This window comes from Streptomyces chumphonensis, assembly GCF_014779715.1.
GTDB classification, from domain to species: Bacteria; Actinomycetota; Actinomycetes; order Streptomycetales; family Streptomycetaceae; genus Streptomyces; species Streptomyces chumphonensis.
This window is the reverse complement of sequence record NZ_JACXYU010000005.1, coordinates 316523-343109: the sequence shown is the minus strand read 5'-3', so window position 1 is coordinate 343109 and position 26587 is coordinate 316523. Positions and strand designations below refer to the sequence as shown.

The following is a 26587-nucleotide window of genomic DNA, read 5'->3' as shown; positions in this document are numbered from 1 at the left end:
GCTTGGTGTGGGCCGGGGCGCCGGGGAAGGATGCCGGTATGAAGAGTGACATTTTCGCCAGTGAGAACATGGCGCAGCACGCCACCGCCCCGGGCATGACCCTCCAGAACGCCAAGTCGGTCAAGTACGCCGTCAACGGCGAGATGTACGCCCGGCAGGGTTCGATGATCGCCTTCCGGGGCAACCTGCAGTTCGAGCGCAAGGGCCAGGGCGTCGGGGGGATGTTCAAGCGCGCGGTCACCGGCGAGGGGCTGCCGCTGATGGTCGTGCGCGGGCAGGGCGAGGCGTGGTTCGCGCAGGAGGCGGCGAACTGCTTCATCGTCGACCTGGAACAGGGCGACGGGCTGAGCGTCAACGGCCGCAACGTCCTGTGCTTCGACGCCACCCTGTCCTACGAGATCACCATGACCAAGGGCGTCGGCATCGTCGGTGGCGGGCTGTTCAGCAGCACGTTCAGCGGCCACGGTCGGCTGGGCGTGATCTGCGAGGGCACGCCCATCGTCATCCCCGTGAGCCCGCAGCTCCCGGTCTTCGTCGACACCGACGCCGTCGTCGGCTGGAGCGGGGGCCTGCACACCTCGCTGAACCGCTCGCAGTCCTTCGGCTCGATGATCCGCGGCGGTTCCGGCGAGGCGGTGCAACTCAGGTTGGACGGGGAGGGCTTCGTCATCGTCCGGCCCAGTGAGGCGACCCAGACCAAGCCGACGCAGAACTGACGCGTGCGCCGCCCGTCGCTCAGCCCGGTGGCGGCGCGGCTGCCCGGAGCGCCGCCCGCCAGCCGTGGCCCTGCCGGATGAGGTGGGCTGGGCCCTGCGGGCGGACGGGCGGCGGAGCGTCGGCGGGCGCGGTGTGCGGCGGTGGCTCGGCCGGGCGCGCCGGGGCGAGGTCGCGGACGTCCGGCAGCGGCGGCAGGTAGCGCAGCAGCCGGGCGCGGACGTACGCGGCGGGATGGTGGACGCCCTCGGGTGGCGGCCCCTGGACGATGGCGGCCCGGATGGCGTCGGAGCGTCGCCCCCGGAGAAGGTACTGGCCCGCCAGGTGGGCGAGTTGGGCGACGTCGGGCGTGGGGAGCGCGAAGCGCGGGTCCGCCCGGCCGATGAGCGTCAGAGTGCGCGCGGCCTGCTCGGCGTAGCGGGCGAGGGGGCCGGTGAGCGCGGTGACGCCGTCGGGGAGGGGGAGGGGGGTCTGGTGCCCCGCCGTCTTGTCCCCCGCAGGGGGACGCCGCCGGGTGGGCCGTGCGGCGGGCGTACCGGCGGCCGGTTCCACGACCGCCGGTTCCGTGGGGTGTGGACGTGCGGCGGCGCGGGGGCCGTACCACTCGGCGGCGTTGAGGATGCGGACGCCCAGCCGCCGCGAGCGGTCGGTGTCCTTGCCGAGGCGTGCGGCCTCCTCGGCCGCCGCCCAGCCGGCCGCCACCGCGTCGGGCGTCCGCAACGGGGTGAGGGAGGCGAGGCGTTGGTCGCGGATGTGGCCCTCGCGGTTCTGCCGCTTGCGGGCGTGCCAGTGCCCGTGCGCGCGCAGTCCCTTGCGGGCGGCGTTCGTCTTGTCCTTGCCCATGCGCAGCGTGCGGGCGACGGCGTCGCTGTTGCGGGCGTTGCGCGGTGGCAGCTTGACCATGGCCTGGAGCAGCCGCACGGCGGCGTCGGTGAGCGTGACGTCGTCGATGAGCGCGTCGGGCGTTTGCAGGAAGGGAGCGCGCGGGGGCGCGTTACGATCGCTGGGCATCGTCGGTGGGTCGCTTCCACTCGTCGGTGTAGGCCCTCGCGGGGTGTTGGTAGCACCACGTGAGGGCCGCTCCGTCACGGGGACGAAGCAGTTCCTCACCCAACGTACACCGCGGTGCGACGCGTTGAACGCGTTCGCGGCGGTTCAGCCCGAGGCCGTGGCCGCCAGCTCGGCCTCCGGACGTGTAGCGGCAGCTTGGCTTTCACCGCGCCGCACCCGAAACAGGTCTTGGAAGAGGGGTACCAGTGGCTCGCCACGATGGTGCGGGTGGCGTGGCGCTGGCGGGTCTTGTATGCGAACCGGCGCCTCGCACGCAGGATCGCCGAATGTCTCATCTCCGTCGACAACGTCAGATCGCTTCTTACTAAGATGAAATCTTACTTTGTTGCATCCGACGTTGTCGGTGCCGACCGCAGCGTGATCACCGTGGCGGCGCCGAGGGTGCCGTCGGTGGGGATGACGCGGGTCTCGGTGCGGTGGCCCTCGGTGAGGGCGGTGAGCCCGGCGGCGTCGGGTTGGAGGCGTCCCCGTTCGTAGGTGATGAGGGAGACGGTCGTGCCCGGCGGCGGGACGGCCAGGGCGCGGTACTGGCGGTAGGTGACGGCGTCGCAGCCCGAGTACCAGCCGGTCTCCGGTTCGTAGCCGGTGACCAGCAGGCAGGGCCGGCCGTCGGAGGCCAGTGCGCGGGCCACGGGCAGCGTGGAGTGGGCCTGCTGCGTCGGGGCGGGCATGGCGGCGTGGGCGACGGCCTGCGCGGTGGCCGGGACGGTGACGAGGGCGAGCGCGCCGAGGGCGCCCAGGACGGCCGGGCGGTGGCGTCCGGAGCGCTCGGCGAGCGTCTGCACGCCGAGCACGGTGAGCAGGACGACGGGCAGGTAGACGAACCGGGGTTCGCCGTCGGTGGCCAGGCCGAGGACGACGAAGGTGAGCAGCGCGGTGGTCGCGAGGAAGACCGGTCGCCGGTCCCGCGCGCTGAGGTCCCGGCGGCGGCGCAGGGCGCCCAGGGTGGACGCGGCGGCGACGAGCCCGGCCGTCATCACGACGGCGCCCAGGTCACCGGCCAGCCGGTAGGGGAAGATCAGCAGGTAGTAGACGAGGCCGTCGCCGACGTAGGCGCGGTTGGCCTGGTCGGTGGCGGACAGGACGAGCCCGAGGGGGCGCCCGGTGAGGTGCGTCGCGTAGAGCAGGTGCGGCAGCAGTCCGGCGAGCAGGATGCCGAGGGCGGCCAGCACGGTGCGGCCGTGGGCGAGCCAGGCGCGCGGGCCGTAGGCGGCGAGCGCGGCGAGGGTGACGGCCAGCAGGTTTCCGGTGACGCCGTAGCGCAGGTGGAAGGCCGCGAGGACGACGCACGGCAGGGCCAGCAGCGCCGTCCGGACGGCGCGGGCGTCCGCCGCGTGCTCCTGCACCCGTGTGAGCAGGTACACGACCACCAGCAGCAGCCCGGTGGCGGCGACGTCGGTGAGGAACTCCGGCATGCGGCGCAGAAAGCCCAACCCGCTCAGCAGCAGGAGCACGACGACGACCGCCCGCCGGGGCGTCGTCCAGCGGGCGGCGACGAGGTAGGTGACGGTCAGGGTGGACAGGGCCAGGAGCAGGGCCAGGACGCGCAGCGCGCCCACGCCGTCGTGGACGTGGAGGGCGAGCAGGCCGAGGGCGGGGAGTCCGGGCGGCCGGTAGGTCCCCCACCCCGCGTCCGGGGTGCCGTCGAGCCAGAAGCGGGCCTTGTTGGCGTAGACGGCCTCCTCGTGGCCGAGGTACGGCTCGTGGTCCTGGAGGGCCGCCCAGACGGCGGCGGCCAGGCCGAGAACGCCGAGCAGCAGGACCCAGGGCGGGGTGCGGGCCAGCCACGCGGGCGGGCGCCGTACGCGGGTGGGCCGGGGCCGTCCGGCCAGGAGCCACAGTGGGACAGCCGCCAACAGGTAGGGCCAGGGCTGCCGGCCGGGCAGCCAGCCGCCCCCGCCGACGGCGATCATCACCTGCTGGGCGACGGCCGCCCCGGCCAGCACGGCTGCGCAGATGAGCGCGATGCGGCGTCCCACGGCGATGCCCCCCGGTCGTCCCGCGACCGGGTCGGTCCGGGGCGTCGCCCGGCGGTCGCCGCGGGCCCGGCGCGGGCCCGCTCCCGTCCAGACCGCGCCGGGAGGAATCCCGGTTGCGCGCTGTGACGCACCCCACCGGGCCCGGCGGCTACGCCGAGGGCGGCCAGGGGCCGGAGCGCAGGCGGGCGACGCTGTGCCGCTCGCGTGCCTTCGGGGGGCCGCCGACGGCCCGGCCCACCGCGGCCATGGAGACGATCGCCCAGCCCGGGGCCGGTGCCAGCTCCTCGGTGAGCCCCTCCAGGTCGAAGGCGCGGAACTGGTGGACGGCGAGCCCCAGGGCCTGGGCCTGGAACGTGAGGTGGGCGACGGCCTGGCCGAGGTCGTAGTCCGCGAACTCGGAGTACAGCAGTTCCGTGTCGTCGACGTGCCGGCGCGTGAGCGTGACGAGGAGCAGGCCCGCGTCCACGGCCCAACGCGCCGAGCCGGGCGCGAGGTGGGGGAGGAGCCGTTGGTGCTCCGGCTCGCCGGGCCTGCCGGTGAAGAAGGACCACGGCTGGGAGTTGCCCGCCGACGGCGCCCACCGCGCGGCCTCCAGCAGCAGCCCGAGGGTCCGGTCGTCGACGGCCGCCGACGGGTCGAACCGGGAGGGGCTGAAGCGCCCGGCGAGCAGGGGGTGTATGCCGCCGGGCGGCTCCTGGGGTTCGTGCACGGTGGGCTGCAACCGCCGACGGGGTGTGGGCTATTCCGGCCGGTGGTCGCGCGACGTGCGGTGCGCGGCCCGCCGGGTGGCTACCGGGGGTCGGTGGTGGTGAGGGCGGCGAGGTGGGTGGTGAGGGTGTCGGTGGTCTGGAAGGAGAGCCCGGCGAGGGCGACGTGCTTCCAGTGGACGTTCCCGTCGGCGTCGACGATGAACACCGAGCGGCGCAGACCGAGGCCGGGGAGGGCGATGCCGTAGGAGCGGGAGACGGCGCGGTCGGTGTCGGCGAGCAGCGGCAGGGCGAGGCGGTGGGTGCGGGCGAACGACTCGTGGCTGTCGAGGCCCTGCGGGCTGATGCCCCACACGGTGGCGCCGAGGTCGCGGAAGGCGTCCAGCTCGGAGGTGTAGGCGCAGAGCTGCTTCGTGCAGACGGGGGTGTTGTCGCCGGGGTAGAAGACGAGGACGAGCGGAGTGCCGCGCTGCTCGGAGAGGCGGTACGTGCCGCGCTGCGCGGTGCCGTCGTCGAGCACGACGCCGGGGAGTTCGAAGTCGGGGGCGGGTGTGCCGGGCGCGGGGGTCCTGGACATGTGGCGTTCCCTCACGAGACGTTGAGGCGGGCGGCCGACCGCGGCGGGCCGCAGGGGAGGCGGCCGGGGAGCCGGACCGCCGTGGACTCGAAGGTTACGGGGGCGTCGGCCCGTTCGGCCCGTTCGGCCCGTTCGGCCCGGCGGATCCTGTCGGCGACGCGGCGTCGGCGGCGAAGCGGCGCGTCAGGGCGGCCACGGTGGCGCCGTCGGCCAGCAGCGCCGACCAGTGGGTGGCGTCGAGGGAGCGGCGCACGAGGTGGGGCGCCCACTGTTCCAGCCCCTCCGCGAGCGCGGGGGAGACGTAGTGGTCGCGGGTGAGGGTGACGAGCTGGACGGGCACCTGGGTGGGCCGGTAGCCGGGCCGGGTGACGCGCGGCAGCATGTTGGCGCGGTAGAGGGCGATGCCGCGCACGGCGTCGTCGCGCAGGGTGGACTGCGGGTGCCCGGTGCGCGGCGGCACGCCCTCGACCCGGTGGAGCACCGACCGCCAGCGGGCCGCGAGGCCGAGCCGCCACACGGCGGGCGCGAGCAGCGGCACGTGGAAGGCGTAGATGTACCAGGAGTGCGCCGCCTGGGCGAGGAGTTGGGCGAGGTGCCGGGGGGTGGGGCGGGCGAGCCGGTGGCGCGTCCAGTGGCCGACGTGGTCGAGGCAGGGGCCGGAGAGCGTCGTGTACGAGGCGACGCGCCGTTCCGCGCCGGGCCGGGTGACGGCCTCCCAGCTCTGGATGGAGCCCCAGTCGTGGGCGAGGACGTGCACGGGACGATCCGGGCTGACGGCGTCGGCGACGGCGAACAGGTCGTCGGCGAGGTGCGGGAGCCGGTAGGCGGCGCGCTCGCGGGGGGCGGAGGAGGCGCCGGCGCCGCGTACGTCGTAGCGCACGACGTGGTGGTCGGCGGCGAGTTCGGCGGCGACGTCGTCCCACACGCGGTGTGTGTCGGGGTAGCCGTGCACGAGGAGCACGGTGGGGCGGGCCGGGTCGCCCTGCGCGTAGACGGCGAGGTCGACGCCGCCGGAGCGGACGGTGGTGCGGCGTACGGGCTCGTCGCGGTCCTCGGGGGAGACGCTCGTCGGGGAGGCGCTCATCGTCGGGTCCGGTTCCTTCCGCGGCGGGTTCGGCGGGTCACAGGTCGAGTTCGAGGCAGGCGCCCTCGGGGGCGCGGGAGACGCACACGAGCATGTCGCCGGCGGCGCGTTCAGCCGGGGTGAGCCGGCGGTCGCGGTGCTCGACCGGCCCGGCGAGCACCCGTACCCGGCAGACGCCGCAGAAGCCCTGGCGGCAGGAGGAGGCGGTGGCCGGGTCCTCGGCGCGCAGGACGTCGAGCGCGGTGCGGTCGGCGGGCACGGACAGGACGGTGCCGCTGCGGCGCAGGCGCAGCGAGAACGGCCGGCCGTCGACGACGGGTGGTGCGGTGAAGCGTTCGGCGTGCAGGGCCCCGGCCGGGCTCGCCTCGAAGGCGGCCCGGACGGCGTCGAGCAGCGGCCCGGGGCCGCAGCAGTAGACGGCGGCGCCGGGGGGCGCGTCGGCCAGGAGCCGCGCGGCGTCGGGCGGGCCGTGCTCGTCGTCGGCGCGGACGTGCACCCGGCCGGGGTGGCGGGCGTCGAGCGCGGCGAGTTCGTCGGCGAGGGGCAGCGAGGCCCGCGTCCGTCCGCAGTGGACGAGCCGCCAGTCCAGGCCGCGTCGGGCGGCCTCGTGGGCCATCGGCAGGATCGGGGTGACGCCGATGCCGCCCGCCAGGAGCAGGACGCGGTCCTGTGCGGCGAAGGGGAAGGCGTTGCGCGGCCCGGCGACGGTGACGCGGGCGCCGGGCGTCAGGGTGTCGTGGACCTCGACCGAACCGCCGCCGCCCCCGGGGAGGCGGCGGACGGCGATGCGGTAGGCGTGCCGCTCGGCCGGGTCGCCGCACAGGCTGTACTGGCGCGTGCGCCCGGAGGGCAGCCGCAGGTCCAGGTGTGCGCCGGGCCGCCAGGGCGGCAGCGGGGTGCCGTCGGCGGCGGCCAGGCGCAGCGCGACGACGTCCTCCGCGACCGCCCGGCGGTCCGTCACCGTCAGCCGCAGCGGCGGGCGGGACGTCGCGGGGTGCCGGCCGGTGGGGTCGGTGCGGGTGGTGAGGGCGAGGTAGCGGTCGGCGAAGTGGGTGAGGAACCGCAGGAAGCGGTCCTGGCGGGGGCGCCCGAAGAGGGCGGCCGGGGGCGGGGTGTCGGGGCGGCTGGGCATGGCTGTCCTCGGCCTGGCTCGTCAGTGGGCGGCGGCGCGGGCGGCCGGGGACGTCCCGAGGTAGGCGACGGCCTGCCGGGTGGAGCCCTCGTGCGTGGGGTGGTAGCCGGGCCTGAAGTAGCGGCCCGCCGAGCGGGCGGCGCGTCGTGGGTCGGGGAGGAGCCCGCGCCGGGCGGCGGCGGTGTAGCCGCGCCAGGTGGGCCGGGAGCGGGCGGGCAGTTCGGGGTCGGCCGCCATGAGGAACCGGGTGCCGCTGATCCAGAGCCTCACCAGGACGGGCCCGGCGATGAACATGGCGCGGGTGCGGCGGACATAGCCGGGGTCGAGGTGGCGCAGCAGGTCGTAGGCGACGCTGCGGTGTTCGACCTCCTCGGCGCCGTGCCAGCGCAGCAGGTCGAGCATGGTGGGGTCGGCGCCGGCCCGGTCGAGGCCGCGCGCGTTCAGCACCCAGTCCCCGAGGAAGGCGGTGACGTGCTCGATGCCCGCGATGAGGGCGACGCGTTCGGTGAGGTAGGCGCGGGCGCGGTGCGGCGGCAGCCCGGGACGTTCGCCCAGCACCCGCCGGAAGACGAACTCGACGTGCCGCAGGTAGGGGCCGGGGTCCAGGCCGCGGGCGTGCAGGTGGTCGAGGACGCCCTCGTGGGCGTCGGCGTGCAGGGCCTCCTGGCCGATGAAGCCGAGGACCTGTTCGCGCAGCTCGTCGTCGGTGATCAGCGGCAGGGCCTCCTGGAAGGTGCGGACGAACCAGCGTTCGCCCTCGGGGAGGAGGAGGTGCAGGACGTTGACGACGTGGGTGGCCATGGGCTCGCCGGGGATCCAGTGCATCGGGAGCCCGGCCCAGTCGAAGGCGACGTCGCGGGGCTGGAGGACGAGCCCGTCGGGCTCGTCGGCGGGCTGGCGCATGGGGTTCCTCCCGGAGGAGCGGCGGGTTACCGGCGGGTTACCCCACAGTAGAGCTTGCTGACATCTTGTCAATAGGCGTGACGCCCCGCACACCCCCGTCCCCGGCGGGCGGACCCGACCTGGACAGCGGGTCGGAGCGGGGTCGTATGGTGTTGGCGCGCGGCGCCGGGGGCCGCGCGCCAACGGGTGGGAAGGGAGCCGATGGCTCGGGACTACGACAGCCAGCTGCTGGAGTCGGTGGCCGTCCGGCGCCGTCGGCTGCGGGACGCGCTGCTCTTCGGATCGCAGCGCATGCGGCGCACCCTCGACGAGAACCTGGGCAAGATGTTCGGCGGCATCGCCCTCGCGGCGGTGGTCTGCGCCGGGTGCGTGGGGTGGTCCTTCATCTCCGAGCGGATGCTGAAGGACGACGACGCCTCCGGCCCGCCCGCACGCGTGAGCGAGAGCGACCACGCGTGGGCGGTGGCTTCGTGGTGAGCGTTGCGGACCAGCGCACCGGCCTCAGCCGGGTGACGCTCGTGGGCGAGCGGCGGCGCGTCGACATGGTGCTGCCCGCCGAGGAGCCCATCGGCGAACTCCTCCCGGACGTCCTGCGCCTCCTCGGCGACAAGGCGGCCGACCGGCCCGCGCTGCGCCGCCTGGTCACCCCCGGCGGCGCCGTCCTGGCCCAGGACGACACGCTGGCCTCCGCCGGTGTCGCCGACGGCGCCGTACTGCGCCTCGTGCGGCAGCAGGAGACCCCCGCCGCCCCCGTCGTCCACGACGTGACGGACGAGGCCGCCGACGACCTCGACGTCCGCGGCTGGCGCTGGGGCGACCGCACCCGGACGTGGACGGCCGGGGCGGCCCACGTCCTGCTCGGCCTCGTCGCCGCCGTCTGCGCCCGACTCTGGCTCGGCGCCGACGCGGTGGGACCGTGGCTGCTGGCCGCCTCCGGAGCGGCGTCCGCGATCGGCGCGGCGACCGCCCGGCTGGGCGGCCGGGAGCCGGGCACGGCCCTCGTCGTGCTCGGCGGCGTCCTCGGCGCCTACGGCTCCTGGACGGTGACCGACGGCGCCGCCGTCCGGCTCGCCGCCCTCGGCGCCGTCCTCGCCCTCGCGCTCGCCCTGCTCGGCGTGTGCGCGGGAGCCGGCCGGGGCGCCCTGGTCGGCGCCGGAGCGGTGGCCGCCGTCGTGGGCGGCTGGGAGCTGGCCCTCGCGGTCACCGACACCGCCGGAGCCGGGCTGGTCCTCGGCCTCGCCTCCGTCCTCGCCCTCGGCCACCTGCCGCGCCTCGCGCTCATGGGCGCGGGCCTGACCCGGCTGGACGACCAGCGCGCGGGCGGCGCGTCGGTGAGCCGTCATCGGGTGGACGCCGCCCTCGCCGCCACCCACCGGGGCCTGGCGCTGGCCACCGTGGTGACGGGCCTCTCCGCCGCCGCCGGGGGCTGGCTCGCCGTGAGCGGCCCGGAGGCCACCGCCTGGGAGGTCACGGCCACCGCGCTCTTCGCGGTCGTCCTGCTCTCCCGCTCCCGCGCCTACCCGCTCGCCGTCGAGGTCGTCGCCCTGCTGGTCGCCGGAACCGTCCTGGCGGTGCGGCTGTTCGCGCTGTGGGGCGGGGCCGCGACGGCCGCCCCGCCGGCGGCGCTGGCGGTGGTGGCCCTGGTGCCGCTGGCCGTCCTCGTCCTGCGGCCCCCGGACCACGTCCGGGTCCGGCTGCGGCGGACGGCGAACCTGGTCGAGTCGGTCAGCGTCGTGGTGCTGATCCCCGTCGTGATCGGTGCATTCGGCGTCTACGGCCGACTGCTGAACACCTTCTGAGAGGTTGCTGTGGCACAGTCGGCGCACGGGGACTGGCAGCACACCGTGCTGGGCGAACTGAGCGGCGCCGCCGAGCGGGCGGCCCGCCCCGCCGGTGCGGACCCGCACCCGGAGCCGTCCGCGCACCCGGAGCCGTCCGGCGCGGCCGAACAGGAGGCGCGGCAGCCCCCGTCGGGCGAGCCGGTGCCGCCGCCGCGGGCGCCGGCCCCCGCGGCGCACCGGGCCGGGCCGCCGCCCACGCCGGTGTCGGTGCCGGTCGTGGCGCCGCAGCTCGCGGGCACCGAGGGCCGCACCCGGCACGGGGACACCCTCGCCCGCCGCGCCGGGCTGGTGCTGCGCCGCCTGGTGACGGCCGCCGCGAAGGACACGGCGTCGGCCACCGAGACGGCCCAGGCCATCCAGCAGCCCATCACCACCGGACGGCAGATGGCCGTCACCAGCATCCGCGGCGGGGCGGGCAAGTCGACCGTCGCCGCCCTGCTGGCCCTGACGTTCGCGCACTACCGCACCGACCCGGTGCTCGCGGTGGAGGCTGACCCGGCGCTGGGCACGCTGCCGCGCCGCCTGGGCGCCACCGAGGTCCGCTGGTCCTGCGGCGACCTGGCCCGCATCGTCGACCCGTCGCTCCAGATCACGGACGTCACCGGCTACCTCCTGCCGTTCGCGGGCGGCGGCTGGCTGCTGCCCGGCAGCCAGGGCTCGGTCGGCGTGCAGCTCGACGTCGACACGTACCGCGTGGTGATGACCTCCCTGCGCCGCTACTTCGGCACGACCCTCGTCGACTGCGAGACCCTGCCCGCCGAGGTGGCCCGCACCGCGCTGACGACGACCCAGGCGCGGGTGCTCGTCAGCCCGGCCACCGTGGAGGGCGTCGCCGCCACCCGCACCGTGCTCGACTGGCTCGGCGGCCTGCACCGCAGCATGCTCCCGACGACCGTCGTCGTCCTCAACCGCACCAGCCCCGACATGACGCTGGACGCGGCGGCGGCCGCCGAACACCTGGAGGCGGGCGGAGCCCGGGTGCTCGCCCTGCCCTACGACCGGCACCTCGCGGCCGGGGGCGAGGTCCGCACGGGCCTGGTCGGCCAGGCCACACGCGAGGCCGCCGCCCGCGTCGCGGCGACGCTCATGGACCGCGCCATGTCCCGTGGCGCCCGCACCGGCCGCGCGCCGGGCCCGGGAACGCCGGGGGCCGACGGCCGATGAGCGTCCGCGTCGTCCACCGCCCCGCCCGCACGTCCCGCCCGCTGCCGCCGCCCGCCGAGCGGTACGTCGAGCCCCCGCCCAGCCTCCCCGAGGGCAACGCCGGTTCGGCCGCCACGTCGCTGCTGCCGATGGCGGGCGTCATGGGCTCCGTCGTCATGATGACCGTCATCCGCAGCAGCCAGTTCGCGGCGATCGGCGCGCTCGTCCTCGTCGTCGCGGTCGTCGGCGGCGTCGCGCTGCTGTTCAGCCAGCGCGGCCGGGCCCAGCGCACCCGGCGCACCCAGCGCGAGCGCTACCTGGAGTACCTGGAGAACCTGCGCGAGGAGCTGGGCGCCGAGGACCGGGCCCGCCGGGAGGCCGCCCGCGTCCTGGCCCCGCCGCCGGAGGCCCTGTACGACCTGGTGGCCGACCCGGCCCGGCTGTGGGAACGCCGCCGCACCGACCGGGACTTCCTCGACGTGCGCGTCGGCACCGGCCGGGCGCCGGTGCGCACCCTGCCCATGCAGCAGCAGAGCGGCAACGTCCTGACCCCGCCCGACCCCTTCATGCTCAACGAGGCGGCCGGCCTCCAGGAGCGGTTCGCCACCGCCACGGAGATGCCGCTCACCGTGCCGCTGGACCGGGCGGGCAACGTGAGCGTCATCGGCAGCCGCGAGGACGTCCTGCGGGCCGCCCGCACGCTCCTCGTCCAGTCCGCCGTCTCGCACGCGCCGGACGACGTCGCCCTGGCCCTGGCCTGCCCGGCCGAACGGCTCGGGGACTGGGAGTTCGCCAAGTGGCTCCCGCACACCCTGGACCCGCAGGAGTTCGACGGGCCGGTCAGCGCCCGCCGCATCGCCGAGACCCCGCAGGCGCTCGCCGCCGGGCTCGCCGGGGACCTGCGCCGCCGCGCCGAGTACGCCGCCGAGGTACGGCGCGGGCTGGCCGGACGGGAGGCGCTGAGGCTCGGCTCCCGCCTGCTGGTCCTCAGCGACGCCCACGGCTCGGCCGCCCGCGAACTGGCCCGGCCCGACGAGGCCGTGGCCCTGCCCGACATGGGCGTCACCGTCGTGCACCTGCTCGCCCGACGCGTCGACGAGCCCGGCCAGGTCTCCGTGCGCATCACCGTCGACGGCCCGGACGTCACCGTGGAGGACCTGCGCGGCGCACAGCCCGAGCAGCGGGTCGTGCACGGCGCGCTGGACGAGGTGACGGCCGCCGGCGCCCTCGGGCTCGCCCGGATGCTGGCGCCGCTGCGGCTCTCCCCGGAGTCGGCCGCGTCCGGGGCGCCGCTGTCCGGGCCGGTGGACTTCACCGAGCTGATGGGCCTGGACGACCCCGCCGCCCTCGACGTCCGCCGCCTGTGGGCACCGCGCGGGGACCAGTCGTTCCTGCGCGTGCCGATCGGGCTCGGCGACGGGCACGAGCCGGTGCTGCTGGACCTCAAGGAGTCCGCCGAGCTGGGCATGGGCCCGCACGGGCTGTGCGTCGGCGCGACGGGCTCCGGCAAGTCGGAGCTGCTGCGCACCCTCGTCCTGGCCCTCGTCGCCACGCACCCGCCCGAGGACCTCGCCATGGTCCTCGTCGACTACAAGGGCGGCGCGACGTTCGCCCCCTTCGGCACGCTGCCGCACGTCGCGGGCATCATCACCAACCTGGAGAACAGGGCCGGGCTCGTCGAGCGCGTGCACGCCAGCCTCGCCGGGGAGGTCAAGCGCCGCCAGCAGGTCCTCAAGGACGCCGGCCACATCGCCGACATCGGCACCTACGCCGCCACCCGGGCCCAGCGCCCCGAACTGCCGCCGCTGCCCCACCTGTTCGTCGTCATCGACGAGTTCGGCGAACTCCTCACCGCCAAACCCGACTTCATCGACCTCTTCCTCTCCATCGGCCGCATCGGCCGGTCCATCGGCGTGCACCTGCTGCTCTCCAGCCAGCGCATCGAGGGCGGCAAGCTCAAGGGGCTGGACACCTACCTCTCCTACCGGCTCGGCCTGCGCACGTTCTCGCCCGAGGAGTCCCGCACCGTCCTGGACACCCCGGACGCCTTCCACCTGCCGCCCATCCCCGGCTTCGGCTACCTCAAGGTCGACACCAGCCACTACGAGCGGTTCAAGGCCTCCTACGTCTCCGGCCCCTACCAGGGCCCGGCGCGCCGCGCCGAGGACACCGAGGAGGGGCCGGCCGCGCTGCCCTACCCCGCCTACAACACCCTCGGCGGCGACGGCGGTGACGACGACGGCGAGCCCAAGGCCGCCCCCGCGCGGCGCACCGTCGGGCCCACGCTGCTGTCCACCGTCGTCGACCAGCTCGCCGCCGCCCGGCCCGACGCCGTGCCGCAGGTCTGGCTGCCCCCGCTGCCCGAGGCCCTGCCGCTGGACGCCGTCGGCGGGCCGCTGGAGACCGGCCCGCGCGGCATGCGCCTCACCCGCCGGCCGGCCGAGGCCCTGCGCGTCCCCCTCGGTCTGCTCGACGACCCGGCCCGGCAGTGGCAGGGCCAGTGGCTGCTCGACCTCACCGTGGCGGGCGGGCACGTCGCCGTCATCGGCGGCCCGCAGTCGGGCAAGACGACCCTGCTGCGCACCCTGATCCTCTCCCTCGCCCTCACCCACACCCCGCAGGACGTCGGCGTCTACGGGCTCGACCTCGTCGGCGGCGGCCTCCAGACGATGGCCGGGCTCCCGCACGTCGGCGGCGTCGCCGGACGCGCCGACCGGGAGCGGGCCGCCCGCACCGTCGAAGAGGTCCGGGCCATGCTCACCGCCCGCGAGGAGCTCTTCCGCGACCACGGCATCGACTCCGTGGAGCAGCTGCGCCGCATGCGGGCCCGCGGCGAGCTGCCGCAGCTCGGCTCCACCGACGTCGTCCTCGTCATCGACGGGTTCGGCGGCCTGCGCGAGGACTTCGAGGAGCTGGACGAGGCCGTCGCCGACCTCCTCAAGCGCGGCGGCGGGTACGGCATCCACGTCGTCGCGAGCATGCTGCGCTGGAACGACGTGCGCATCGCCACCCAGTCCGCGTTCGGCACCCGCGTCGAGCTGCGGCTCAACGACCCGAGCGAGTCGAGCATCGCGCGCAAGCTCGCCGAGACCATCGGCGCCGACGAGGCGGGCCGCGCCCTGACGACCGGCAAGCTCTTCGCCCAGTGCGCCCTGCCCCGCATCGACTCCCGGCGCACCGGCGAGGACCTGGGCGACGCCGTCGAGCAGGCCGTCCGCGCCGTCCGCGCCGCCTGGTCGGGCGAGCAGGCCCCGCCCGTGCGGGTGCTGCCCGCCCGGCTCGACCCGCACCGGCTGCCCTCCCCGCAGCGGGAGCCCGGGCGCGTCCCCCTCGGCCTGGACCAGGCCGGGCTCGAACCCGTCCTGCTCGACCTCTTCCGGCACGACCAGCACCTCCTCGTCTTCGGCGACAGCGAGTGCGGCAAGACGAACCTGCTGCGGCTGGTCGCCCGCGGCCTCATGGACCGCTACGGCGACGACGAACTCGTCTTCGCCGTCATGGACCCGCGCCGCGGCCTGCACAGCCTCGTCCCCGAGGAGTACCGGGGCGGCTACGCCCACAACGCCCGGCTCGCCCACGGCCTGGCCGGGGCCATCGCCACCGAGCTGGAACAGCGCATGCCCGACGACACCGTCGCCCCCGAGGTGCTCGCCGCGGGCGGCGGGTCGATCGGCGGCCCCCGCATCGTCGTCCTCGTCGACGACTACGACGTCCTCGCCACCGCCGGGCAGGCGCCGCTCGAACCGTTCCTGCCCTACCTGCCCTCCGCGCAGGACATCGGCCTGCACTTCGTCGTCACCCGGCGCGTCGGCGGCGCCTCGCGGGCCCTGTACGAGCCGTTCCTCATGACGCTCCGCGAGTCCGGCACCGCCGGACTCGTGATGACCGGCGACCGCTCCGAAGGCGCCCTCTTCCCCGGCGTCCGCGCCGCACACCGCCCGCCGGGACGCGGCACCTTCGTCCGCCGGGGGGCGCCGAACCGGCTCGTCCAGACCGCGCTCGCCGAGGAGCCCGACGCCACCGCACCCGGCAGGGGGACCCCCGCATGACCAAGGACGTCATCGCGCTCACCGAGCGCATGCCCGACAGCTGGACGCTCCTGGCCGGACTCCTGTCCGGCGGCCCCGACACCCACCTGGCCACCGTCGCCGACGGCGCCGTCGTCCAGCTCACCGACGCCGACGGGCGTCCGCTGGCGTCCGTCGAGGCGCCCATGCTCGTCCAGGTGCCCGGCGAGGTGCGCCGCCTGCTCGGCCTCGACGCCGACCGGCCCGTGTGGTGGACGGAGGTGCGCGCCGCGACCACCGCGCGGGGCGGCGACCGGCTCGCCGGCACGATCGCCACCCGCCTCGTCACCCGCCTCGGCGGCGCCGTGTGGCCCCCCGCCGCCCTCGTCCCCGACGCCGGGACGCCGGTGCGCGACGTCACCGCCGCGACCCCGGCCGCCGCCCAGCCCGCCGTGGACGTCCTGACCGACGAGGCGGCCGTGGTCATCCAGGACCGCCCGGTGATCGCCATGACGGCGTGGCTGTCCGAGACGCTGCGCGCCACCACCGACTCCGAGCGCGCCCTCCAACTCGTCACCCCGCCCACCGCCCGGCTCTCCCTCCCCACCCGCTCCGTGCTCTCCGGACTGCCCAACCGGTGGGTCGTCCAGGACCCCGGACGCGGCTACTTCGACGGCCTCTCCGGCGCCGAACTGCGCTGGGAGAACGGCTCGTTCACCGCCACCGGGAAGCTCGTGGACGGCTACGCGCCGCCCACCCCGCCCACCGGCCGGCAGCTCGGCGTCTCCCTGCGCACCCGCCACCGGGCCACCACCGACCTGCTGCTCGGCGGAGCCCTGGAGGAGACCTGGCAGCGCCTGACCGGAACCCTCCCGGCGGGCTGGGGCACCGCCGAACCCGCCGGAGCCCCCTGGTCGCGCGAGGAGCTGAGCGCCTACGTGCGGGAGCGCGCCGAACCCACCTGGCTCGTCGTCGTCGGGCAGCCCGAACGTCCCGCCATCGCCACCCTGCGCGTCTCCGTCACCGAGAGCGGTGTCGAGGAGGACATGACGCTGACCGTCGGCCACCCCGAGGACGGCCCGGAACCCGCCCTCGCCGAGCTGCCCGGCCTCGCCGCCGAGCTGGCCGCCCACCACGGGCTCGTCTCCCTGCTCGCCCAGCAGCGGCACGGCCGCGCCGACCTCACCGTGCCCTGCGCCCTGGAGGGCCCGCCCGAGCCCGTCGGCTTCGCGCTCGGCCCCGGCGAGATCGCGGAGATCGGCCTGACCGCCGCCCGCCGCGCACCGTCGGCCGGGGAGCCCGTCCAGCTCGGACCCGCCTCCCGGGCCGGGATGTACTACCCGCTCGCCGAGGCCGGGTGGGGCGGTCTCCAGGAACTCGCCCAGCACCTGCGGGCGACGGACGCACGGGGCAAACCGGCGGAAGATGACGGCGGCCCGGACCGGACCGCACCGACCGGGCGGTGAGACGGGGCCCTGCGCCGTCCGACCAGGGCCTAGGGTGTGGTCCGTACAGAACGTCGAACGTCGGCGTACAGCCAGGGACCACACCAGGGACGAGGTAGGACGGTGCCGGACTATTTCCACGGCTACTCGGTCGTCGGACTGGTCGCGGTCGTCGGCGTGCTCTTCGTGGCCGTGTCCTTCGCGGCCGGAGCACTCCTGCGGCCGGTCGTGCCGACGCGCGAGAAGATGCTCACCTACGAGTGCGGAGTCGACCCCGTCGGCGAGAACTGGGCGCACACCCAGGTGCGCTACTACGTCTACGCCTTCCTCTACGTCATCTTCGCCATCGACTCGATCTTCCTCTTCCCGTGGGCCACGGTCTTCGCGTCCCTCGGCGCGGTGACCCTGGTGGAGATGTTCCTCTTCCTCGGCCTGCTCGCCCTGGGTCTGCTCTACGCCTGGAAGAAGGGCGTCCTCACATGGACGTGACACGCACCGACCTGCCCATGCCGCGCCGGCTCGGCACCCTCGCCAAGCTCGCCCCCGAGCCCATGAAGGTCGTCCTCAACTGGGGACGCCGGTACAGCCTGTGGGTCTTCAACTTCGGGCTCGCCTGCTGCGCGATCGAGTTCATCGCCGCCTCCATGGCCCGCCACGACTTCATCCGGCTCGGCGTCATCCCGTTCGCCCCCGGCCCCCGCCAGGCCGACCTGATGGTCGTCTCCGGCACGGTCACGGACAAGATGGCCCCGGCCGTCAAGCGGCTCTACGAGCAGATGCCCGAGCCGAAGTACGTCATCTCCTTCGGCGCCTGCTCCAACTGCGGCGGCCCCTACTGGGACTCCTACGCCGTCACCAAGGGCGTCGACCAGATCATCCCCGTCGACGTCTACGTGCCCGGCTGCCCGCCCCGCCCCGAGGCGCTGCTCCAGGGCATCCTCAAGCTCCAGGAGAAGATCGCCGCCGAGTCCCTCGCGGAGCGGTACGGCACCTCCTCCCGGCCCTCCCCGGCCGCCCTGACCAGCCCGCTCGTGGCGCCCCCCGCGGCCGGTCCGGGCTCCGGGCGGGACGCCGGCGCGGGCGGGTCCGGGGACGTCGAGGAGGGCGGACGATGACCACCGCATGGCTGCCGCGTCCGGCCGAGGAGCTCTTCGGCCCCGAGGCGCGCGCCGAGGACGCCTTCGGCCTGCTGACCGTCGACGTCCCCGCCGCCGGGTGGCTCGCCGCCCTGGAGACCGCCCGCGACGCCCTGGGCTGCACCTACTTCGACTGGCTCAGCGCCGTCGACGAGCCCGGCACCGGCTTCCTCGTCTGCGCCCACCTCGTCGCCCTGCCTGCGACCGGCGGCGACGCGGCCACCGGGGGCGTCCGGCGGCTGGTGCTGCGCACCACCGTCCCGCACGACGCGCCCGCCCTGCCGTCGGCCACCGGCGTCTACGCCGGAGCCGGGTGGCACGAGCGCGAGACGCACGAGATGTTCGGCGTCGACTTCACCGACCACCCCGGGCTGACGCCGCTGCTGCTGCCCGACACCTTCGAGGGCCACCCGCTGCGCAAGGACTTCGTGCTCGCCGCCCGCGTCGCCAAGGCGTGGCCCGGCGCGAAGGAGCCGGGCGAGTCGGCGGCCGGACACGGCGGCCCGAAGCGCCGGCAGATGCTCCCGCCCGGCGTCCCCGACCCCAACGAGTGGGGCCCCCTCAAGGGCCAGCTGCCCCCGGCCCCCGCCCGGCCCGCCCGTGGCCGCGCGGCGGCGGGCGACCGTCCGCCCCGCCGGACCCGCAGCGCCTCGTCCGGCTCCGCCAGCCAGCGCGCCACCACCGGCGGGGAGGCGCCGACCGCCGACGCCCCGTCCCCCGCGACGCCCGCCCCCGAGAAGCCCGCCCCCGAGAAGCCCGCCGCGCCGCGCCGGGGGCGCGCCGCCGACGTGCCGTGGCGCGAGCAGCCGCAGGAGCCCGCCCCCGAGCCGCGCGGCGACGAGCCCGACCGCCGCGAGACCGGCCCCGAGACCGGCACCGAGACCGACGGAGAGGAGGGCACCCCGTAATGGACTTCCTCGACGTCGCCTGGCGGCTCGCCGCCGTCCTCCTCGCGTTCCTCACCCTCCCGCTCCTCGTGGGCCAGGCCGAGCACAAGGTCATGGCCCACATGCAGGGCCGGGTGGGCCCCATGTACGCGGGCGGCTTCCACGGCTGGGCCCAGCTCGTCGCCGACGGCGTCAAGTTCGCCCAGAAGGAGGACGTCGTCCCGGCCGAGGCCGACCGGAGGATCTTCCGGCTCGCCCCGGCGGTGGCCCTCGTCCCCTACCTGCTGGTGCTCATCGCCATTCCCCTCGCGCCCGGAGAAGGGGGCGTCGGGCAGGCCGTCGACGCGGGCGTCTTCTTCGTCCTCGCCGTCCTCGGCGTGGGCGTGCTCGGCCAGCTCATGGGCGGCTGGGCCTCGGCCAACAAGTACAGCCTGCTCGGCGGCCTGCGCACCGCCGCCCAGCTGATGGCCTACGAACTCCCGCTGCTCCTGTCGGCCGCCTCCGTCGCCATGGCCGCCGGGACGCTCTCCCTGCCCGGCATCCTGGACGCGTGGGAGTGGTGGTGGCTGCCGTGGCAGCTGATCGGCGCCTTCGTCTTCTTCACCGCCGGGGTCGCCGAGCTGCACCGCCCGCCCTTCGACGCGCCGCTCGCCCCCGAGGAGATCATCTTCGGTCCGCTCACCGAGTACGGCGGCCTGCGCTTCGCCCTGTTCCTGCTCGCCGAGTACGCGGGCATCGTCGTCGTCTCGGCACTGACGGCCGTGCTCTTCCTCGGCGGCTGGCACGGCCCGTTCGCCGACCAGCTCGGCTGGCTGTGGATGCTGCTCAAGACCGGCGCGCTCAGTTTCCTGGTGATCTGGATGCGCGTCGCCTGGCCCCGGATGCGGGCCGACCAGATCCAGAAGTTCGCCTGGACGGTCCTGGTGCCGCTCGCGCTGTTCCAGATCGCCGTCACCGGTGTCGTGAAGGTGGTGTTCCCCTGATGGGTCTCCCCGGCTCCGGCCTGGCCAAGGGCCTCGCCGTCACCCTGAAGACGATGACCCGCCGCTCGCACACCGCGCACTACCCGGACGTGCAGCCGCACCTGCCCGCGCGCAGTCGCGGCGTCATCGGCCTCTTCGAGGAGAACTGCACGGTCTGCATGCTCTGCGCCCGCGAGTGCCCGGACTGGTGCATCTACATCGACTCGCACAAGGAGACGCTCCCCGCCACCGCCCCCGGCGGCCGGGAACGCAGCCGCAACGTGCTCGACCGCTTCGCGATCGACTTCTCGCTGTGCATGTACTGCGGCATCTGCATCGAGGTGTGCCCGTTCGACGCGCTGTTCTGGTCGCCCGAGTTCGAGTACGCGGAGACGGACATCCGCGAGCTGACCCACGAGCGCGACAAGCTGCGGGAGTGGATGTGGACGGTGCCCGAGCCGCCGCCGCTCGACCCCGCCGCCGAGGAGCCCAAGGAGCTCGGCGCCGCCCGCAAGGCCGCCGACAAGCTGGCCGCCGCCGAGGCGGCCTCCGCCGCTGCGGCCGAGACCCCCGGTGCCCCGGAGCCCGGGGACGGCGACGGAGCGGGGGAGCGCGCGTGACCGCTCCCGGCTTCCTCTCCCCGACCGGTGTGGAGATCGCCTTCGTCCTCACCGGCCTCGTCACCCTCGGCGCCGCGCTCGTCGCCGTCACCACGAAGCAGCTGGTGCACGCCGCGCTGTGGCTCGTCGTCGCGCTCGGCGGGATCGCGGTGGAGTACCTGCTGCTCACGGCCGAGTTCGTCGCCTGGGTGCAGGTCCTCATCTACGTCGGCTCGATCGTCGTCCTGCTGCTGTTCGGGCTGATGCTCACGCGGGCACCCGTCGGCCGCTCGCCCGACGCGGACTCCGGCAACCGCTGGGTCGCCCTCGCCGTGGCCCTCGCCGCCGCCGCGACCCTCGTCACCGTCGTCGTGGACGCCTTCCGCACCGCCTGGATCGACCTGGACACCCCGCAGGGCTCGACGCAGGCCATCGGCGAGGCGCTGTTCCGCCACTGGGTGCTGCCCTTCGAGGCCCTGTCCCTGCTGCTGCTCGCCGCCCTCGTCGGCGCCATCGTCGTCTCCCGCCGCCGCGGCGGCCCGGACGCCTCGGACGCCCAGGACGCCTCGGACGCCCAGGACGCCCAGGACGCCCCGGACGCCCGGGGCGCCGTCGCGCCGGAGGAGGAGCGCTGATGCATCTCGTCTACCCCGCCGTGCTCGCCGCCCTGCTCTTCAGCATCGGCCTGTACGGGGTCCTCGCCCGGCGCAACGCCGTCCTGGTGCTGATCTCCGTCGAGCTGATGCTCAACGCCGTCAACCTCAACCTCGTCGCCTTCGACGTGTGGCTGCGCGACACCCTGCGCGCCGGGCAGAGCCTCACCCTCTTCACCATCGCCGTCGCCGCCGCCGAGATCGGCATCGGCCTCGCGATCGTGCTACAGGTCTACCGCAACCGGGCCGGCTCGAACGTGGACGAGCTCCGCGACCTCGCCGAGCCGCCGCCCACACCCACCGGCGCCGGAGCTGGAAGCGACGCCGCAGAAGCAGACGCAGACAAGGCGGAGGCCGCCGCGTGAGCACGACGACCCTCGCCGTCCTGGTCCCCCTCCTGCCCGCGCTCGGCGCCGTCGCCGGACTCGCCGCGGGCCGCCGGGCCCCCGGCTTCGTCCGCCCCCTCGCCGTCCTGCCGACGCTGACGGCCGCCGTGCTGGCCGTCGTCGTCGCCGTGCGGCAGGGCGGACGGGCCCCGCTGACCGCCGCCACCGAGCTGACGCCCACCGGCAACGCGGCCCTCCCCGTCGAGCTGGCCCTCCAACTCGACGGCACGGCCGTCCTCGTCGCCGTCCTCGTCGGCACCGTCGCCACCTGCGTGCAGCTCTACTCCACCGGCTACCTGCGGGACGACCCCCGCTACGCCTCCTACGCCGCCCTGGTCTCCCTCTTCACCGCCGCGATGCTCCTCGTCGTCTACAGCGACGACCTCATCGTGCTGCTGGTCGGCTGGGAGGTCATGGGCATCTGCTCGTACTTCCTCGTCGGGCACTACTGGGAGACGTCCGCCGCCCGCGCCGCCTCCCTCAAGGCGTTCCTCGTCACCAAGCTCGGCGACGTGCCGTTCCTCATCGGCATCCTCGCGCTCGGCTCCGAGGCGGGCACGTTCCGCATCTCCACGATCGTCACCCGGCTCACCTCCTCGCTCGCCGACTTCCAGCTCGACCACCCCACGGTGATCGCGCTGCTGCTGCTCGCGGGCGTCGCGGGGAAGTCCGCCCAGTTCCCCCTGCACACCTGGCTGCCGGACGCGATGGCCGGCCCGACGGCCGTCTCGGCGCTCATCCACGCCGCGACGATGGTCGCCGCCGGTGTGTACTTCGTGGCCCGGCTGCTCCCCGTCTTCACGGCCTCGGCCGCCGCCCTCGTCGTGCTCGCCCTGCTGGCGGCCGTGACGATGGCCGGCTCCGCCCTGGCCGCGCTCGCGCAGGACGACATCAAGCGCGTGCTCGCCTACTCCACGATCGGCCAGCTCGGCTACCTCGCCGGGGCCCTGGCCGTCGACAACCGGGGCGCGGCGATCTTCCACCTCCTCTCCCACGGCGCGTTCAAGGCCCTGCTCTTCCTGGCCGCCGGTGTGCTCATCCACGCCGCCGGTACCGGATCGCTCACCGCGATGGCCCGGGCGGGCGGCACCGCCCGGCGCGTCCCCGACGTCTACTGGACGCTGACGATCGGCCTGCTGGCGCTCGCCGCCGTCCCCCCGTTCAGCGGCTTCTTCTCCAAGGAGGCCGTGCTCGGAGCGGCCGAGCACACGGCGCTGGACCCGGCCGCCGGCATCCCGGCCGCCGCCGGGTGGATCGTGCTCGTCGCCGGGCTGCTCACCGCCGCGCTGACCGCCGCCTACGCCACCCGGCTGTGGCTGCTGGCCTGCCGGGGCGAGGCCGCCGTCCCACCCGCCGCAGCCCCCGCCCCCGCCCCCGCCGGTGCCGCCGCCGAACCTGCGCCCGAACCCGCGCGGACGAGCGCCGCCCGCACCGGCGGCTCCCACGCCGTCACCGCCCCGGCCGGCTCCCTGGACGCGGGCACCCCGGACACCGAGGACGCCGCCGCCCCCGAGCCCGGCGCCACGGAGGCCGTCGCCCTGGCCGCCGCCGACGGCACGACCGTCCCGTCCGCCGAGGCCGCGCTCGACACCGGGCGCGACCCCGGCCCGGAGCGCGGCCACCCGCACCAGCCGCCCGTCATGACGCTCGTCCTGTGGGTGCTCGCCGTGCCCTCCCTCGCCTTCGGCCTGTTCTACGACTGGCTGCCGCACTGGCTCGGCGGCGGCAGCCTCGGCCCGACGCTCGTCACCTCCGTCCTGGCCACCGGCGCCGCCGCGGCGGGCGCCGCCGTCACCTGGGCCGCCTGGCGGCACGCCGTCACCTACGGCTCGGTCGACCCCGGGCCCGCCCTGCTCGGCCGGCTCCACCGCGGCGCCGTCGACGGCTTCCGCGTCGACGCGCTGTACCAGCGCGCGTTCGTCACCCCCGTGCAGGGCGCGGCCCGGCTCGTGCGCTTCCTGGACCGCGAGGTCGTCGACGCCTACGTGCGCGGCGCCGGAACCGCCACCGGCTGGCTCGGCCGGGCCGTCCGCCTCGCCCAGACCGGCAACGTGCAGACCTACCTGAGCGCCCTGCTCGCCGCGTCCGTCGTGCTGGTCCTCGCCGTCGTCCTCGCCGGAGCGTGAGCCGTGATCACCCTCAACGACACCGTGCTGCAGTACCTCCTGGCGGCCGTCGTCGCGCTGCCCCTGCTCGGCGCGGCGGCCGCTCTGCTGCCCGCCCCGCCCGGACTGCGCGGCCGCAGCCCCGAGCAGGCCGTCCTGCGGCACGGCGTGACCGTCACCGGCGTCGTCCTCGCCGCCGCCCTGGCCCTCGCCGCCGGCTTCGACTACGACCGCGCGCAGGACATCCAGGGCGGCACCGATATCTCCTGGATCCCCGCCCTCGGCATCCGGCTCCACCTCGGTGTCGACGGCATCTCGCTCCCCCTCCTCGTCCTGACCGCCCTGCTGACGTTCCTCTGCGCCCTCTACAGCTACCGGAACCCGCCGAAGGGCCCGACCCCCACGGCGTTCGTCGCCCTCCTCCTCGTCCTGGAGGCCGGCACGCTCGCCACCTTCGCCGTCCTCGACCTGGTGCTGTTCTTCCTCGCCTTCGAGATGGTCCTCGTCCCGATGTACTTCCTCATCGCCCGCTGGGGCGGCGAGGGCCGCGCGAAGGCGGCCTGGAAGTTCATCCTCTACACGCTGCTCGGTTCCGTCGTCATGCTGCTCGGGCTGCTGCTCGTCGGCCTCACGGCCGGCACGTTCGACATGGTGGCACTCGCCTCTGACAACGGCGCCGGCATCGGCCGCACCACGCAGATCGTCGCCGTGCTCGCCCTCGGCATCGGCTTCGCCGTCAAGACGCCGATGTGGCCCCTGCACACCTGGCTGCCCGACGCGCACACCGCCGCGCCCACCGTCGGCTCGGTCCTGCTGGCCGGCGTCATGCTGAAGATGGGCACCTACGGACTCGTCCGCATCGTCCTGCCCGCCGCCCCCGAGGGCGCCGCCCACTTCGCCCCCTACCTGGCGGCCTTCGCCGTCGTCGGCATCCTCTACGGCTCCCTCGCCTGCCTCGCGCTCGTCCGCCGGGGCGGCGGCGGCGACCTCAAGCGGCTCATCGCCTACTCCTCCGTCGGCCACATGGGCTTCGTCCTGCTCGGCATCGCGACCCTCACCCGCACGGGCGTCAACGGCGCGCTCTTCGCCAACGTCGCCCACGGCCTCATCACCGGCCTGCTGTTCTTCCTGGTCGGCGCCCTGAAGGAACGCACCGGCTCCACCGACCTCGACGCCCTCGCCGCCCAGGCCGCGGGCGGGCGCGGAGCCGGGCTCTACGGCCGCGCGCCGCGCTTCGGCGGGCTGCTCGCCTTCGGCGCCGTCGCCTCACTCGGGCTGCCCGGCCTCGCCGGGTTCTGGGGCGAGATGCTGGCCCTCCTCGGCGCCTACCACCCCGCCGACGGGCTCAGCCGCCCCGCCTACCTCGTCTTCATGGCCCTCGGCGGCCTCGGCACCCTGCTCACCGCCGCCTACCTGCTGCTCGTCGTCCGGCGCGTCTGCATGGGCGAACGGCAGCCGGAGACCGCCGCGCTCCCGGACGTCCGCGGCTACGAGTTCGCCGCCTGGACGCCGCTCGTCGTCCTCACCGTCCTGGCCGGACTGTGGCCCGCGCTCCTCCTCGGGCTCACCGACCCGGCCGTGCAGAACCTCCTGCCGGGAGTCAGCCGATGACCGAGACCGTCACCCCCGCCCCGCCCGCCCCGCCCGCCGCGTCGGCGCACCCGGGGGACACCGCCGCGCTCGCCGCGGACCTGGTGCAGTCGGTCGACTGGGTCGCGCTCGCCCCCGTCGCCGTCACCGCCGCCGTCGCCCTGCTCCTCCTCCTGGCCGACCTCTTCCTGCCCGAGCGGCGCAAGCCGCTGCTCGGCTGGGCCGCCGTCGCGGGCCTCGCCCTCGCCACGCTCTCCCTGCTGCCGCTGGTCGGCGAGGACCGCTCCACGTTCTGCCTCACCACCGACGCCGCCGCGTGCAGCTACACCGCCGACGGCTTCGCGCTGGCGATCCAGCTCCTCGTCCTCGGCGGCGCGCTGCTCACCGCCCTGCTCTCCGTGACCACCGTCGCCGACAGCAAGCTCCCGCCCGGCGAGTACTGGTTCCTGCTGCTCTCCTCGGTCGCGGGCGCCGCCCTGCTGCCCGCCGCCCGCGACCTGGCCACGCTCGTCGTCGCCCTCGAAGTCGCCTCGCTGCCCGTCTTCGCGCTGATCGCCCTGCGCCGCGAGGACCGGAAGGCGTCCGAGGCCGCGCTGAAGTTCTTCCTGTCCTCCGTCACGGCCACCGCCGTCAGCCTGCTCGGCATCAGCTTCGTCTACGCCGCCACCGGAAGCCTCCACCTGCGGACCGTCGCGCAGAGCCTCACCGACGTCGACCCCCGGCTCACCGTGCTCGTCCCCGCCGGGATCGTCCTCACCCTCGTCGGCTTCGCCTTCAAGACGGCCGCCGTGCCCTACCACTTCTGGGTGCCGGAGACCTACGTCGGCGCGCCCGTGCCCGTCGCCGCCTACCTGTCCGTCATCGGCAAGGCCGCCGGGTTCTCCGGCCTGATCCTCGTCACGCTCTACGCCTTCCCCGCCTACGCCGGCACCTGGGGACCGGTCGTCGGCGTGCTGGCCGCGCTCACCATGACCGTCGGCAACGTCGGCGCGCTGCGCCAGCGCCCCGACGCCCCGCACAGCGCGGTACGGCTGCTGGCCTGGTCGTCCGTCGCCCAGGCCGGCTACCTGCTGGTGCCCATCGCCTCGGCCGCCTACGGCGACGACCCCGGACGGGCCGTCGGCGCCACCGTCGCCTACGCCCTCATGTACGCCGTCGTGAACCTCGGCGCCTTCGCCGTCGTCCTGCGCCTGCACCGCGCCCCGCGCGCGGGCGCGCGACCCGGCGCGGACGGCGGCACCCGCGTGGCCGACTTCCGCGGCCTCTACGCCGCCCACGCGCCGACCGCCCTCGCCCTCGCGTTCTTCCTGCTCTGCCTGGCCGGGCTGCCCCCGGGCGTCATCGGCCTGTTCGCCAAGGTCAGCGTCTTCGCCGCCGCCGTCGACGCCGGGCTCGGCCAGCTCGCCGTCGTCATGGCCGTGAACGTCGTCATCGGCCTCGTCTACTACCTCCGCTGGACGGCCCTCCTCTTCCGCGCCCCCGTGGGCGCCCCCGCCCGGCTCAGCCTCCCGGCGCCCGTCGGCGTCGCCCTGGCGGTGACCGCCGTCGCGGGCGTCGTCCTCTCCGGTGCGCCGCAGCTCGTCCTGCGGTTCGTCTCCGGCTCCCTCCTGTAACCCGCCGGATCGGTCCAGCACCCCGCCCACCGGCGGGAACCCGTGGACGGCGC

The 26587-nt window shown here is 75.6% G+C and carries 23 protein-coding genes; 16 read left to right on the top strand and 7 right to left on the bottom strand.

Annotation, left to right across the window (positions count from 1 at the left end; translation table 11 throughout):
* The first annotated feature begins 38 nt into the window (after positions 1 to 38).
* Entirely contained in the window at positions 39 to 716 is a 678-nt protein-coding gene (locus tag IF129_RS13515) for an AIM24 family protein (protein WP_191209832.1), read from the top strand.
* Between the two features lie 19 nt (positions 717 to 735).
* Here IF129_RS13515 and IF129_RS13510 read toward each other — a convergent pair whose 3' ends face one another.
* The 7 genes from IF129_RS13510 to IF129_RS13480 form a co-directional block, all read right to left on the bottom strand.
* Positions 736 to 1725, bottom strand: coding sequence for a hypothetical protein (locus tag IF129_RS13510; protein ID WP_191209831.1), 990 nt, complete (start codon positions 1723 to 1725; stop codon positions 736 to 738).
* Between the two features lie 377 nt (positions 1726 to 2102).
* Positions 2103 to 3764: a glycosyltransferase gene (locus IF129_RS13505; RefSeq protein WP_191209830.1), complete on the bottom strand. Its 1662-nt coding sequence runs from the start codon at positions 3762 to 3764 to the stop codon at positions 2103 to 2105.
* A gap of 148 nt (positions 3765 to 3912) precedes the next feature.
* Entirely contained in the window at positions 3913 to 4473 is a 561-nt protein-coding gene (locus IF129_RS13500; protein ID WP_191209829.1) for a nitroreductase family protein, read from the bottom strand.
* A gap of 80 nt (positions 4474 to 4553) precedes the next feature.
* Complete coding sequence (locus tag IF129_RS13495; RefSeq protein ID WP_191209828.1) at positions 4554 to 5048, bottom strand: peroxiredoxin family protein; 495 nt, start codon at positions 5046 to 5048, stop codon at positions 4554 to 4556.
* Positions 5049 to 5142: 94 nt separating this feature from the next.
* A complete protein-coding gene (locus IF129_RS13490; RefSeq protein ID WP_191209827.1) occupies positions 5143 to 6132 on the bottom strand; it encodes an alpha/beta fold hydrolase in 990 nt (329 codons plus the stop codon).
* Between the two features lie 37 nt (positions 6133 to 6169).
* Positions 6170 to 7264: a PDR/VanB family oxidoreductase gene (locus IF129_RS13485; RefSeq protein WP_191209826.1), complete on the bottom strand. Its 1095-nt coding sequence runs from the start codon at positions 7262 to 7264 to the stop codon at positions 6170 to 6172.
* Between the two features lie 21 nt (positions 7265 to 7285).
* Positions 7286 to 8167 (bottom strand): metal-dependent hydrolase, encoded by an 882-nt coding sequence (locus IF129_RS13480; protein ID WP_191209825.1) that lies wholly within the window; start codon positions 8165 to 8167, stop codon positions 7286 to 7288.
* Between the two features lie 201 nt (positions 8168 to 8368).
* On the opposite strand from IF129_RS13480, the gene IF129_RS13475 reads away from it, so the two are divergent.
* From IF129_RS13475 to IF129_RS13405, 15 genes are all read left to right on the top strand, one after another.
* A complete protein-coding gene (locus IF129_RS13475) occupies positions 8369 to 8644 on the top strand; it encodes a hypothetical protein (protein ID WP_224754864.1) in 276 nt (91 codons plus the stop codon).
* Positions 8638 to 9966 (top strand): EsaB/YukD family protein, encoded by a 1329-nt coding sequence (locus tag IF129_RS13470; RefSeq protein ID WP_381481301.1) that lies wholly within the window; start codon positions 8638 to 8640, stop codon positions 9964 to 9966. Before IF129_RS13475 ends, IF129_RS13470 begins: the two co-directional genes overlap by 7 nt.
* Before the next feature lie 9 nt (positions 9967 to 9975).
* The gene (locus tag IF129_RS13465; RefSeq protein ID WP_191209824.1) at positions 9976 to 11172 is read left to right on the top strand and encodes a MinD/ParA family ATP-binding protein; all 1197 of its coding nucleotides are present in this window, start codon (positions 9976 to 9978) and stop codon (positions 11170 to 11172) included.
* Positions 11169 to 15200: a type VII secretion protein EccCa gene (gene eccCa, locus IF129_RS13460; protein WP_191209823.1), complete on the top strand. Its 4032-nt coding sequence runs from the start codon at positions 11169 to 11171 to the stop codon at positions 15198 to 15200. Before IF129_RS13465 ends, eccCa begins: the two co-directional genes overlap by 4 nt.
* Positions 15197 to 16624 (top strand): DUF6177 family protein, encoded by a 1428-nt coding sequence (locus IF129_RS13455; protein WP_224754863.1) that lies wholly within the window; start codon positions 15197 to 15199, stop codon positions 16622 to 16624. The genes eccCa and IF129_RS13455 overlap by 4 nt, the downstream gene beginning before the upstream one ends.
* A 102-nt stretch (positions 16625 to 16726) precedes the next feature.
* The gene (locus IF129_RS13450) at positions 16727 to 17092 is read left to right on the top strand and encodes an NADH-quinone oxidoreductase subunit A (protein WP_191209822.1); all 366 of its coding nucleotides are present in this window, start codon (positions 16727 to 16729) and stop codon (positions 17090 to 17092) included.
* Positions 17083 to 17718, top strand: coding sequence for an NADH-quinone oxidoreductase subunit B (locus IF129_RS13445; RefSeq protein ID WP_191209821.1), 636 nt, complete (start codon positions 17083 to 17085; stop codon positions 17716 to 17718). The genes IF129_RS13450 and IF129_RS13445 overlap by 10 nt, the downstream gene beginning before the upstream one ends.
* Positions 17715 to 18647 carry an NADH-quinone oxidoreductase subunit C gene (locus IF129_RS13440; protein WP_191209820.1) on the top strand — a complete coding sequence of 311 codons (933 nt, stop codon included), beginning with the start codon at positions 17715 to 17717 and terminating at the stop codon, positions 18645 to 18647. The genes IF129_RS13445 and IF129_RS13440 overlap by 4 nt, the downstream gene beginning before the upstream one ends.
* Positions 18647 to 19609 carry a complex I subunit 1/NuoH family protein gene (locus IF129_RS13435; RefSeq protein ID WP_191209819.1) on the top strand — a complete coding sequence of 321 codons (963 nt, stop codon included), beginning with the start codon at positions 18647 to 18649 and terminating at the stop codon, positions 19607 to 19609. The genes IF129_RS13440 and IF129_RS13435 overlap by 1 nt, the downstream gene beginning before the upstream one ends.
* A complete protein-coding gene (locus tag IF129_RS13430) occupies positions 19609 to 20208 on the top strand; it encodes a NuoI/complex I 23 kDa subunit family protein (protein ID WP_191209818.1) in 600 nt (199 codons plus the stop codon). Before IF129_RS13435 ends, IF129_RS13430 begins: the two co-directional genes overlap by 1 nt.
* Positions 20205 to 20822, top strand: coding sequence for an NADH-quinone oxidoreductase subunit J family protein (locus tag IF129_RS13425; RefSeq protein WP_191209817.1), 618 nt, complete (start codon positions 20205 to 20207; stop codon positions 20820 to 20822). The genes IF129_RS13430 and IF129_RS13425 overlap by 4 nt, the downstream gene beginning before the upstream one ends.
* The gene (nuoK, locus tag IF129_RS13420) at positions 20822 to 21205 is read left to right on the top strand and encodes an NADH-quinone oxidoreductase subunit NuoK (RefSeq protein ID WP_191209816.1); all 384 of its coding nucleotides are present in this window, start codon (positions 20822 to 20824) and stop codon (positions 21203 to 21205) included. The genes IF129_RS13425 and nuoK overlap by 1 nt, the downstream gene beginning before the upstream one ends.
* Positions 21202 to 23352: an NADH-quinone oxidoreductase subunit 5 family protein gene (locus IF129_RS13415; RefSeq protein ID WP_191209815.1), complete on the top strand. Its 2151-nt coding sequence runs from the start codon at positions 21202 to 21204 to the stop codon at positions 23350 to 23352. The genes nuoK and IF129_RS13415 overlap by 4 nt, the downstream gene beginning before the upstream one ends.
* Positions 23353 to 23355: 3 nt before the next feature.
* A complete protein-coding gene (locus IF129_RS13410) occupies positions 23356 to 24942 on the top strand; it encodes a complex I subunit 4 family protein (protein ID WP_191209814.1) in 1587 nt (528 codons plus the stop codon).
* Positions 24939 to 26534 carry an NADH-quinone oxidoreductase subunit N gene (locus IF129_RS13405; RefSeq protein ID WP_191209813.1) on the top strand — a complete coding sequence of 532 codons (1596 nt, stop codon included), beginning with the start codon at positions 24939 to 24941 and terminating at the stop codon, positions 26532 to 26534. Before IF129_RS13410 ends, IF129_RS13405 begins: the two co-directional genes overlap by 4 nt.
* The last annotated feature ends 53 nt before the right edge of the window (positions 26535 to 26587 follow it).